At 67.9% G+C, this 11,648-nt stretch carries 9 protein-coding genes; 3 read left to right on the plus strand and 6 right to left on the minus strand.

Annotated features, from left to right (window positions below):
• Positions 1-153: 153 nt before the first annotated feature.
• On the plus strand, positions 154-1,449 hold the full coding sequence (locus ITP53_RS33455; protein ID WP_195899454.1) for an ABC transporter substrate-binding protein: 1,296 nt from the start codon (positions 154-156) through the stop codon (positions 1,447-1,449).
• 58 nt (positions 1,450-1,507) lie between these two features.
• Here ITP53_RS33455 and ITP53_RS33460 read toward each other — a convergent pair whose 3' ends face one another.
• From ITP53_RS33460 to ITP53_RS33485, 6 genes are all read right to left on the minus strand, one after another.
• Entirely contained in the window at positions 1,508-1,909 is a 402-nt protein-coding gene (locus ITP53_RS33460; RefSeq protein WP_195899455.1) for a hypothetical protein, read from the minus strand.
• A gap of 64 nt (positions 1,910-1,973) precedes the next feature.
• Entirely contained in the window at positions 1,974-2,759 is a 786-nt protein-coding gene (locus ITP53_RS33465) for an ABC transporter ATP-binding protein (RefSeq protein WP_195899456.1), read from the minus strand.
• Complete coding sequence (locus ITP53_RS33470; RefSeq protein ID WP_195899457.1) at positions 2,756-3,694, minus strand: ABC transporter ATP-binding protein; 939 nt, start codon at positions 3,692-3,694, stop codon at positions 2,756-2,758. Before ITP53_RS33470 ends, ITP53_RS33465 begins: the two co-directional genes overlap by 4 nt.
• Complete coding sequence (locus tag ITP53_RS33475; protein ID WP_195899458.1) at positions 3,684-4,682, minus strand: branched-chain amino acid ABC transporter permease; 999 nt, start codon at positions 4,680-4,682, stop codon at positions 3,684-3,686. Before ITP53_RS33475 ends, ITP53_RS33470 begins: the two co-directional genes overlap by 11 nt.
• A gap of 16 nt (positions 4,683-4,698) precedes the next feature.
• Positions 4,699-5,862, minus strand: coding sequence for a branched-chain amino acid ABC transporter permease (locus ITP53_RS33480; protein ID WP_195899459.1), 1,164 nt, complete (start codon positions 5,860-5,862; stop codon positions 4,699-4,701).
• Between the two features lie 530 nt (positions 5,863-6,392).
• Positions 6,393-6,737, minus strand: a complete 345-nt coding sequence (locus ITP53_RS33485; protein WP_407941345.1) for a PaaI family thioesterase — start codon at positions 6,735-6,737, stop codon at positions 6,393-6,395.
• 131 nt (positions 6,738-6,868) lie between these two features.
• Between ITP53_RS33485 and polA the strand changes: the two genes are divergently transcribed.
• Together polA and rpsA are read left to right on the plus strand one after the other, a co-directional pair.
• Positions 6,869-9,559 carry a DNA polymerase I gene (gene polA / locus ITP53_RS33490; RefSeq protein WP_195899461.1) on the plus strand — a complete coding sequence of 897 codons (2,691 nt, stop codon included), beginning with the start codon at positions 6,869-6,871 and terminating at the stop codon, positions 9,557-9,559.
• Positions 9,560-10,032: 473 nt separating this feature from the next.
• Positions 10,033-11,514, plus strand: coding sequence for a 30S ribosomal protein S1 (gene rpsA / locus ITP53_RS33495; protein WP_195899462.1), 1,482 nt, complete (start codon positions 10,033-10,035; stop codon positions 11,512-11,514).
• Positions 11,515-11,648 lie beyond the last annotated feature (134 nt).

Genomic DNA, 11,648 nt, shown 5'->3' on the forward strand with positions numbered 1-11,648 from the left:
AAGTTGAGGACTGGTTACGACTCCGCATCCAAGTACCGACAGTTCCCCAGCATGTCTGGTTCGGACCCGTGTGTATTTTGTACGTTTCCGTCATTCGATCGGGAACGCTCGGCGGTGCTGACGGATCCCGGCCTGGAATGAAGGAGACACTTCATGATCCGCATTGCTCCCGTGGGGCGGGCGCTGGCTGTCGTGGCTGCCACCAGCCTGGCTCTGACAGCCTGCGGCGGTGGCGGCGGCGACACCGCCACACAAACCTCGCAGAGTGCCGCGCCTGCCTCATCGGCACCGGCGACGAAGGGTGATGGCACGCTGACCCTCGGCACGCTGCTGCCCCAGACCGGTTCGCTCGCCTTCCTCGGCCCGCCCGAGTTCGCCGGTGTCGATCTCGCGCTCAAGGAGATCAACGAGGCTGGGGGCGTGCTCGGCAAGCCCGTTGCCAAGTTCGACACCGACTCGGGTGACACGACGACGAACATCGCCTCGCAGTCGGTGGACAAGCTGCTGGCGCAGAAGGCGGACGCCATCATCGGCGCCGCGTCCTCGTCGGTGTCGGAGTCGGTCATCGACAAGATCACTGGCGCGGGCGTGGTGCATTTCTCGCCGGCCAACACCTCGGACAAGTTCACCACGATCGAGGACAAGGGCCTGTACTTCCGCACCGCGCCGCCGGACAAGCTGCAGGGCCGCGTGCTGGGCGACCTGGTGGTGGCCGACGGCAACGACACGGTCGGCATCGTGGCGATGCAGGACTCCTACGGCACGGGCCTGGCCGACCAGGTGCAGAAGACCGTCACCGAGGGCGGCGCCGAAGTGGTCGAGCGCATTGACTACGACCCCAAGGCCGCCGACTTCTCCGCCGACGTCGCCAAGCTGAAGGCGGCGAACCCCAAGGGCATCGTCCTGATCGGCTTCGAGGAGACCCTCAAGATCGTGAACGAGCTGGCCAAGCAGGGCATGCCGGCCAGCAAGCACCAGTACTACATGGTCGACGGCAACATGTCGAACACCAACTACGAGGACCTGCCGAAGGGCACCCTTGACGGCGTCAAGGGCACGTACCCCGGTGCCGCGTCTCCCGAGGAGTTCCGGGACAACCTCATGGGGATCAACAAGGACCTCGCGGACTTCACCTACGCCCCCGAGTCCTACGACGCCGCGAACCTGATCGCGCTGGCCGCCGAGGCCGCCAAGAGCGACGCGGGCGTGGACATCGCCGCGAAGCTGGCCGAGGTCAGCAAGGGCGGCGAGAAGTGCAAGTCGTTCAAGGAGTGCGTCGACCTGCAGAAGGCCGGCACCGACATCGACTACGAGGGCGTCAGCGGCCCGGTCGAGTTCAACGAGGCCGGTGACCCGGCCGTCGCCACCATCGGCATCTACCAGTACGGCGACGACAACACCTACCCGGTCAAGGCGCTGGAGTACCGTACCGGCAACATCGCCGGCTAGTACGCGGCAGTAGGACGGCGGGACGGGGCCCGGTCATCGTGACCGGGCCCTTCCCATGTCATCCGCATCCGGCCACGATCGCGTCGGCGGCCACCCGATACCGTTTGAGCAGCGCCACCTGGCGCTCGCGTGGCACGTCGTTCCTGGACAGTCCCGCGGTCGTGGTCTTGACGGTCTCGACGGGCTGGCGCAGCGAGCCGGGCAGCCGGTCGCCGAACTCCAGCGTGATCCCCCTGGCCTCCGCCAGACGGCCGATCAGGGCGTCCTCGAAGTTCTGCCCGTCCTCCTGGCCCTTCGGTTCCAGCATGAGGCCGGCGTACCCTATGGCGGAGACCACGCGTGCGCACGGGCTGTCGGTGGGATCGCCGCCGGTGCTGTATTTCGGCGCCGAGGCGGCGTCGTCCTGGCAGGCGGTGAGCAGGGCGGTCAACAGGAGCGCGGTTGTCGCAATACGTTTCACAGCGGACATTAAAGAACGGCGAAGGGGCTCTGGGGGAGCCCCTTCGCCGTCTGGATCGCCGAACCTACGCCCGCGCCAGCGTGCCGAGGTAGAGCTCGATGACCTTGGGGTCGTCCGCGAGTTGCCTGCCGGTGCCGGTGTAGGCGTTGCGGCCCTGGTCGAGGACGTAGCCGCGGTGGCAGATCTGCAGGCAGCGCCGCGCGTTCTGCTCCACCATGATCACGGTCACACCCGCCTTGTTGATCTGCTGGGCCTGGATGAACACCAGGTCCTGCAGCATCGGCGACAGGCCCGCGGACGGCTCGTCGAGCAGCAGCACCGAGGGCTCGGTCATCAGGGCCCTGGCCATGGCCACCATCTGCCGCTCACCGCCGGACAGGGATCCGGCGCGCTGCTTGCGCCGCTCCTTGAGCGCGGGGAACAACTCGGCCACGAACTCGAAGCGCTCCTTGAACTTCCCCGGCACCTGGAAGGCGCCCATCTCGAGGTTCTCCTCGATGGTGAGGCTGGGGAAGACGTTGTTGTTCTGCGGGACGTAGCCGACGCCGCGCGAGACCAGCGAGTGCGCCTTCATGTTCGTGATGTCCTCACCCTTGAGCACCACCGTGCCGCTGCGGATGGTGACCAGCCCGAACATGGCCTTGAGCAGCGTCGACTTGCCGGCGCCGTTGGGGCCGATGATGCCGATCAGCTCGCCCTCTTTGACGTAGAGGTCGGAGCCGTTGAGGATGTTGACGCCCGGCAGGTAGCCCGCGATGAGCTCGTCGCACCGCAGTACGGCGTCCGCGGCCCCCTCCAGGTGCGCGCTGCGGTCGGAGACCGCCTGCCTCGACTCTGGGACGGCGTTCACTTCTGCGTCTCCTCCTCGATCTCGGCTTCCAGCGCCGCCTCGGCCTCGTGCAGCTGGGCCTCCAGGTCGCTGTCCGACAGGGGCGCGTCGTGGTGGGCGCCCAGGTAGGCGTCGATCACGCGGTCGTCGGACATGATCGTCGAGGGCGGGCCCTCGGCGATGACCGAGCCCTGCGCCATGACGATCACCCAGTCGCTGATGTCGCGCACCATGTCCATGTCGTGCTCCACGAAGAGCACCGTCATGCCCTGCTCGCGCAGGTCCTTGACGTGGCCGAGGAGCGACTGGGTCAGCGCCGGGTTCACACCGGCCATCGGCTCGTCGAGCATGACGAGCTCGGGCTGGACCATGAGCGCGCGGGCCATCTCCAGCAGCTTGCGCTGGCCGCCGGACAGGGACCCGGCGAAGTCGTCGCGCTTGGTGTCGAGCTTGAACCGGGCGAGCAGTTCCTCGGCCCGCGCCGTGATCTCGTCCTCCTGCGAGCGCCAGACGCCGGGGATGAGGGCCCGCCAGAAGTTCTCGCCCTTCTGCCGCTGGGCGCCCAGCCGCATGTTCTCCAGCACCGTCAGCCTGGACAGGGCCTTGGTGAGCTGGAACGTGCGCACCATGCCCTTCCTGGCGACCTTGTGCGCGGGAACGCCGTTCATGGCGCGGTCGTTGAACGTCCACGAGCCCGAGTCGGCCGTGTCGAAGCCGGTGAGCTGGTTGAAGAACGTCGTCTTGCCTGCCCCGTTGGGGCCGATCAGCGCGGTGATGGAGCCTCGCTGGATCTCCACGTGGCGCACGTCGACGGCGGTGAGGCCGCCGAAGCGGCGCACCACGTCGTCGATCACGAGGATCGGGTCGGGCTTGGGCACGCCGGGCTCGCGGGCCAGGTCCTTGAAGACGGCCACCGCCGCGGCCTTGCGGTCGGTGCCCGTGGTCTCAGCGTGCATCGATTGCTATCTCCCTCTTGTCACCGAAGATGCCCTGTGGCCGGTAGACGAGCAAAAGGATCAAGCCGAGGCCGACCATGATCCAGCGCATGGCACCGACCTGGTTCGTGTCCATGAACGTGATGTACCCCGCGCCGACCGCCTCGGACAGAACACCGTAGAGCAGGACAAGCAGCACCCAGAAGAGCATCGAGCCGATGACGGGGCCCAGAACACGGGCCGCGCCGCCGAGGATGACCATCGTGTACATGTAGAAGGTGGTCTCGGTGCCGAACACGTCGGGCTGCACGGACCCGTAGCTCAGGCCGTAGATGAAGCCGCCGAGAGAGCCGATGACGCCACCCAGGATCAGCGACTGCATCTTGTACGAGAACACGTTCTTGCCCAGGCTGCGCACGGCGTCCTCGTCCTCGCGGATGGCCTTCAGCACGCGGCCCCATGGGCTCTTCATCAGCAGGTAGACGACGAAGCAGCACAGCGCGATCAGCAGCCAGCCGACCACCAGCACCCACATCGTGCGGTGGTTGAAGAACAGCGGGACGGGCCCGAGGTTGAAGCCGTAATCGCCTTCGGGGAACGGGTTGAGTGCGTAGAAGCCGTCGGTGAAGCCCCGCTGGCCGTCCGAGCCGCCGAAGACGCTCTTGAACTGCACCGAGCGGAAGACGAGCCGGACGATCTCGGCCGCCGCGATGGTGACGATGGCGAGATAGTCGGCGCGCAGGTGCAGCGTCGGTATGCCGAGCAGGATCGCCAGGAGCACGGCGGCCACGAGGCCGACGATGATCCCGAGCCAGAAGGGCAGGCCGAGGACGGTCACCGTGACCGCCAGGCCATAGCCGGCCACACCCATGAAGGCGGCCTGGCCGAAGTTGAGCAGGCCGGTGTAGCCGAAGTGGATGTTGATGCCGATCGCGGCGATTCCGTACAGCACCGTCTCGACGCCCACCGCGGCCTTGAGCGTGGTGCTGATGATCGTGATCCAGTCCATTCTGATCCTCCCCCGATCAGCCGATCCGCTCGCGGCGGCCCAGGATGCCCTGTGGCCGGACGAGGAGCACGATGATGAGTACGACCAGCGCGCCGACGCTCTTGAGCTCCGGCGGCACCCACAGGGTCGAGACCTGGATGAACAGGCCCACGACGAGCGAGCCGACCAGGGCGCCGAACGCGGTGCCGAGCCCGCCGAGCGTCACGCCGGCGAAGATGAGCAGCAGGATGTCCTGGCCCATCGTGAACTTCAGGTTCTGCGAGAGCCCGAGCATGATGCCGGCCAGCGCGGCGATGGCGCCGCCCAGCGTCCAGATGATCCTGATGACGCGGTCGACGTTGATGCCGGAGGAGGCCGCGAGCGCGGGGTTGTCGGCCACGGCGCGGGCCGCCTTGCCGGTGCGGGTGCGCAGCAGCGCGATGCCGACGATGATCAGCACGGCCAGCTCGATGCCCATGGCGATGAAGTTCTTGGGGGCGGCCGAGATGGGCCCGACCTCCACGCCGGGTTGCCCGTTGTACTGCGCGTAGGACTCGGTCTGGCCGCCGAAGAAGATCAGGAAGACGTAGCGCAGGAAGAGCGCCACACCGATCGAGATGATCATCATGGCGATGGTGCCGGTGCCGCGTCTGCGCAGCTGGCCCCAGAACAGGCGGTCCTGGCCGTAACCCAGGGCGCCGGCCGCCAGCACCGCGAGCACCGCGGCGGGGATCAGGTGGAGCCCCACGCCCACGTTGAAGGCGTAGGCCAGGATCGCGCCGAGCGTGACGAGCTCGCCGTGGGCGAAGTTGGTCAGGCCGGTCGTGCCGTAGATGAGCGACAGGCCGAGCGCGGCCAGGGCGATGATCAGGCCGAGGTTGAAGCCCTCGAAGGTCAGCTGGGCGGCCTGGGTCCAGAACGTGCTCTGCCCGCCGCTGTCACCCTCCTGCGGCTGGCCGGGGGCGGCCTTGGGCTGGAGGGCGAACAGGGCGGCGGAGCAGTTGCCCTCGTACACCGAGAGTGTGCGGACGTTGCTGCCGCCCCGGATCTGGGCGTCCTGTGGAAGGGTGCTGACGTCCAGGGTGGCCTTGTACCGGCCCGGTTCTTCGACCTGAACGTCCCAGGTGCCTTGAGCGTTGGTGGTGACCTCCTCGACGGGTTGTCCGCTTTCGGTGGTCACGGCGATCTTGGCGCCGTTCACTGGCTGGCCTTGGAATGTGAGTGTTCCCCTCAGTCCCTGGCAATCGGCGGGGTCCGCATGCGCGGGCCCGACGAGCAGGAAGATGAGTCCACCCAGGAAGGCCGTGAACGCGATCACGGCTCTGCGCAATGGTGCTCCCTCAATTCAGGTCAAGGCGGGGTTGTGCCCCTCCATCTCGACACGCGCGCATCGCAGGCACAACTGGGATGCAATGGCGGGAGCCTATTGCCGTGACGCCCGGTTCAGTATGGTTCGTCACCAATTAGTGACAACTGCGTGTCACTGATGTGAGCAATCAACAACCCTGGTCAGGGGCTAAATCGAGAGAGACACCTGGCGCTTCGCGGAAACGAATTCGTAACGATCGCCGGAAAACGTGGACGAGCCCGCAGGGATGGGCCTTTGGGGCCGTGCAGGGCTCTCACTCGCCGTGCACGTTATCTACTGGGCCTCCCCGCGGGCTCTGTTCTCACAACCGTAGCGACCCGCGGGGGCGGTGCGCAAAGGGTCGGCGCAAGAGATCCGAGAGTTCAGCGGTCGCGTAGCATGCAGGTGAGCCTGGAGGTGCAGACGCGTCGTCCCTGCTCATCGGTGATCTCGATGTCGTACGTCGCCAGCGTGCGGCCGCCGTGCAACTTCGTGGCGACGCCGGTGACGTGGCCGGAGGTCGCGGAGCGGTGGTGGGTGGCGTTGATCTCGATGCCGACGGCGATGCGCTCGGGGCCCGCGTGGATGGCGGCCGCCGTCGAGCCCAGCGTCTCGGCCAGCACCACCGACGCCCCGCCGTGCAGCAGGCCGTACGGCTGGGTGTTGCCCTCGACCGGCATCCGGCCCACGACCCGCTCGGGCCCGGCCTCGATGAACTCGATGCCCATCCGCTCGGCGAGCGTGCCCCGGTGCGCGTCGCCGAACACGGAGAGGTCTACGGGATTGGTCTGCGTCAAAGGGACGTCTCCACTCTTCCGAGCTCGGGTTTTCTGTCGCCCCCGCAGACTAGGCTGCGGGTGTGCCAAAGAGTGAAGTGACCCCCAGCCGCCCGTGCCTGCTGCTGCTAGACGGGCATTCCCTGGCCTATCGCGCGTTCTACGCGCTCAAGGACGCCAACCTGATGACCACCGACGGTCAGCATACCGAGGCGGTCTACGGGTTCACCTCGATGCTGACCAACATCCTGCGCGACGAGCGGCCGACCCACGTGGCGGTGGCCTTCGACAGGTCTGAGCCGACGTTCCGGCACGAGGAATACGCCGACTACAAGGCCAACAGGAGCGAGACCCCCGAGGACTTCCGCGGGCAGATGCAGCTCATCTTCGAGCTGCTGGACACGATGCGCGTCCCGCGCCTGTCCAAGGCGGGCTTCGAGGCCGACGACCTCATCGCCACGCTCGCCACCCGCGCCTCCGCGCAGGGGATGGACGTCCTGATCGTCACCGGCGACCGCGACGCGCTCCAGCTCGTCGACGAGCACGTCACCGTGCTCATGACGCGGCGCGGCATCAGCGACATGACCCGGTTCACGCCCGAGGCGGTCCAGGAGAAATACGGCCTCAGCCCGGTCCAGTACCCGGACTTCGCGGCGCTGCGCGGCGACCCCAGCGACAACCTGCTGAGCATCCCCAGCGTCGGGGAGAAGACCGCGGCCAAGTGGGTGCGCGAGTTCGGCTCGCTGACCGCGCTCATCGACCGCGTCGACGAGGTCAAGGGCAAGGTCGGCGACAAGCTGCGCGAGCACGTCGCCCAGGTCCTGATGAACCGCCGGCTCACCGAGCTCCTCCGCGACGTCCCGGTCGACGTCGACCTCGGCGACCTCACGCAGGGCGTCTGGGACCGCGAGGAGGTCAACAAGCTGTTCGACACCCTGCAGATCCGGGGTGAGCTGCGCGAGCGCGTGTTCAAGGTGCTCGGCACGAGCGAGCAGGAGCCCGAGCAGGGCTTCGAGGTGGAGACCGTGCTGCTCGGGCCCGACCGGGTCGCGGGCTGGCTGGCCGCGCTGCCCGAAGGCCGCGCCGGGCTCGCCTTCAAGGGCGCCTACGGCAGCGGCACCGGCCGCATCGACGGCATCGCCATCGCCTCGCCCGACGGCACCGCCGCCCACATCGACCCCGTCAAGCTCACCGAGGCCGACGAGACGGCCCTGCGGGCCTGGCTGGGCGACGACGACAGGCCCAAGGCCGTACACGACGCCAAGGGGCCCATCCTGGCCCTCTGGGCGCAGGGCATGGAGCTGCGCGGGCTGAGCTGCGACACCGCGCTGGCCGCCTACCTGGCGATGCCGGGGCAGCGCACCTTCGCCCTCGAAGACCTGGCCAGGCGCTACCTCAACCGCGACCTGCGGGCCGAGGAGGACAGCGGCGGGCAGGCCGCGCTGTTCGGCGACGATGAGGACGCCCCGGCCAAGGACCTTGCGCTGCGCGCCCACGCCGTGCGCGAGCTGGCCGACTCGCTGGAGACGTTCCTCGCCGGGCGCGGCGGCACCCAGCTCCTCGGCGACGTGGAGCTGCCGCTGCTGTCGGTGCTGGCCGAGATGGAGCGGGCGGGCATCGCCGTCGACGGCGAATACTTCGCGGGCCTGGAGGCCGAGTTCGGGGCCGCGGTCAAGCACGCCGTGGAGGAGGCGCACCGCGCGGTCGGCGAGCAGTTCAACCTGGGCTCGCCCAAGCAGCTGCAGGAGATCCTCTTCGTCCGGCTCAACCTGCCCAAGACCAAGAAGATCAAGACCGGCTACAGCACCGACGCCGACCAGCTGGCCTGGCTCGCCACGCAGACCGAGCACGAGCTGCCGACGATCATGCTGCGCCACCGCGACCAGGCCAAGCTGCGCACCACCGTCGAGGGCCTCATCAAGGAGATCGCCGACGACGGCCGCATCCACACCACGTTCAACCAGACCATGGCCGCCACCGGCCGCCTGTCCTCGGAGAAGCCCAACCTCCAGAACATCCCGATCCGCACCGCCGAGGGCCGCCGCATCAGGCAGGGCTTCGTGGTCGGCGAGGGCTACGAGACACTGCTGACGGCCGACTACAGCCAGATCGAGCTGCGGATCATGGCCCACCTGTCGGGCGACGACGCGCTGATCGCGGCGTTCGAGTCGGGTCACGACTTCCACCAGGCCACCGCGGCCAGGGTGTTCGACCTGCCGCCCGAGCAGATCGACGGTGAGCTGCGGGCCCGCATCAAGGCGATGAACTACGGGCTGGCCTACGGGCTGTCCGACTTCGGGCTGGCCGGGCAGCTCAACATCCCGGTGGCCGAGGCGCGGGCGCTGAAGGAGGAATACTTCCAGGAGTTCGGCGGCGTGCGTGACTTCCTGCACGCCATCGTCGCCCAGGCACGCACCGACGGCTACACCGAGACCATCATGGGCCGCCGCCGCTACCTGCCCGACCTCACCAGCGACAACCGCCAGCGCAGGGAGATGGCCGAGCGGATGGCGCTCAACGCGCCCATCCAGGGGTCGGCCGCCGACATCATCAAGGTCGCCATGCTCAACGTGCGTCAGGCGCTGGGGGAGGAGCGGCTGGCCTCCAGGATGCTGCTGCAGGTGCATGACGAGCTGGTGTTCGAGGTGGCGCCTGGGGAGCTGGAGAAGCTCAGGCAGGTCGTGTCCGACCAGATGAACGCCGCCTACCGCCTGCGGGTGCCGCTGGAGGTGTCCGTCGGCGTCGGGCGCACCTGGGAGGACGCCGGCCACTGACCCGGGCCTGATTCTGGAGGTTCCGTGGCGCGCCCTGCGGCCGGTCCCGAGCCGTTGTTGTTCGCCCTGGGCGAAAAAACTCTCCTGGAGCGATGCGGCGCGTCCACAGCAACGAGATGCGGGGGAAGTGCCGCAAGTGATGCTCGCGCCGCTGGTTGGAGGGGGTGCGGGCGCCGTGGTGAGCGGTCTCACTCCGGCGGTGATCCGGCCCGAGCTCCATCCCGGAGGAAGTTCGGGGTAATATCGGGGCCAAGCGTGGGCTCCAGGTCGTCGCGTACTCATGCCTCCCTGGATTGACCCCGTGGCCCAGGTCTCATATGCTGATCGCTGCGCTGTGGGCTCGCGCGCGCCTCAGACGGAGCGGGCTCGCGCTCGGTCACGTCGATGTCGTCATTCCTCGGCTTGATGCGGAAGAGGGCCTGCCGCGCATCCGCCACATCGACATCCTGTCCGCGTTCGGAGCAATTCCACACATGACGTCCAGCACTGAGGCCACCTCGAGCACCCCGCAGGTAGCGGTCAACGACATCGGGTCCGAGGAAGCCTTCCTCGCAGCGATCGACGAGACCATCAAATACTTCAACGACGGCGACATCGTCGAGGGCACCGTCGTCAAGGTCGATCGAGACGAGGTCCTTCTCGATATCGGCTACAAGACCGAGGGTGTCATTCCCTCGCGCGAGCTTTCGATCAAGCACGATGTCGACCCTGCTGACGTCGTGGAGGTCGGCGAACACGTCGAGGCCCTGGTTCTCCAGAAGGAGGACAAAGAGGGCCGCCTGATCCTGTCCAAGAAGCGCGCCCAGTACGAGCGCGCCTGGGGCACGATCGAGAAGATCAAGGACGAGGACGGCATCGTCACCGGCACGGTCATCGAGGTCGTCAAGGGTGGGCTCATCCTCGACATCGGCCTGCGTGGCTTCCTCCCGGCGTCCCTGGTCGAGATGCGTCGTGTCCGCGACCTGCAGCCGTACGTCGGCCGTGAGCTCGAAGCCAAGATCATCGAGCTCGACAAGAACCGCAACAACGTGGTTCTGTCGCGCCGCGCCTGGCTCGAGCAGACGCAGTCCGAGGTTCGCCAGACGTTCCTCAACACCCTCCAGAAGGGTCAGGTCCGCAAGGGCGTCGTCTCCTCGATCGTCAACTTCGGCGCGTTCGTGGACCTCGGCGGCGTCGACGGCCTGGTCCACGTGTCCGAGCTGTCCTGGAAGCACATCGACCACCCGTCCGAGGTCGTCGAGGTGGGCCAGGAGGTCACGGTCGAGGTCCTCGACGTCGACATGGAGCGCGAGCGCGTCTCCCTGTCGCTCAAGGCCACCCAGGAAGACCCGTGGCAGCAGTTCGCCCGCACCCACCAGATCGGCCAGGTCGTGCCCGGCCGGGTCACCAAGCTGGTGCCGTTCGGCGCGTTCGTCCGGGTCGAGGAGGGCATCGAGGGCCTGGTCCACATCTCCGAGCTGGCCGAGCGTCACGTGGAGATCCCGGAGCAGGTCGTCCAGGTCGGCGACGAGATCTTCGTGAAGATCATCGACATCGACCTCGACCGTCGCCGCATCAGCCTCTCGCTGAAGCAGGCCAACGAGGGTGTCGGGACCGAGGTCGAGTTCGACCCGACCCTCTACGGCATGGCGGCCACCTACGACGACCAGGGCAACTACATCTACCCCGAGGGCTTCGACCCGGAGACCGGGGAGTGGCTCGAGGGCTTCGACAAGCAGCGCGAGGAGTGGGAGCGGCAGTACGCCGAGGCCCAGCAGCGCTTCGAGGCGCACAAGAAGCAGATCGAGGAGGCGCGCAAGGCCGAGGCCGAGGCGGGCGAGGCGGCTCCCTCGTCCTACAGCGGCGAGACCCAGGCCCAGCCTGGCACCTCGTCGTCGGCTCCCGCCAGCGGCGCGCTCGCCTCGGACGAGGCGCTCGCGGCCCTGCGCGAGAAGCTCGCCGGCGGCCAGAGCTGAGGATCTCCCTCCTCAGGTCACCCGCCTAGGGCACAGCCTGCTGCGAAGGCCCCGCACGGTTCTCCGTGCGGGGCCTTCCGCGTCTCGGGCGGGCCATGCCGGGCGGTTTGGTGGCCGGGGGGACGGGCCTGGCG

The organism is Nonomuraea cypriaca (genome assembly GCF_015645445.1).
Taxonomy (GTDB): Bacteria; Actinomycetota; Actinomycetes; order Streptosporangiales; family Streptosporangiaceae; genus Nonomuraea; species Nonomuraea cypriaca.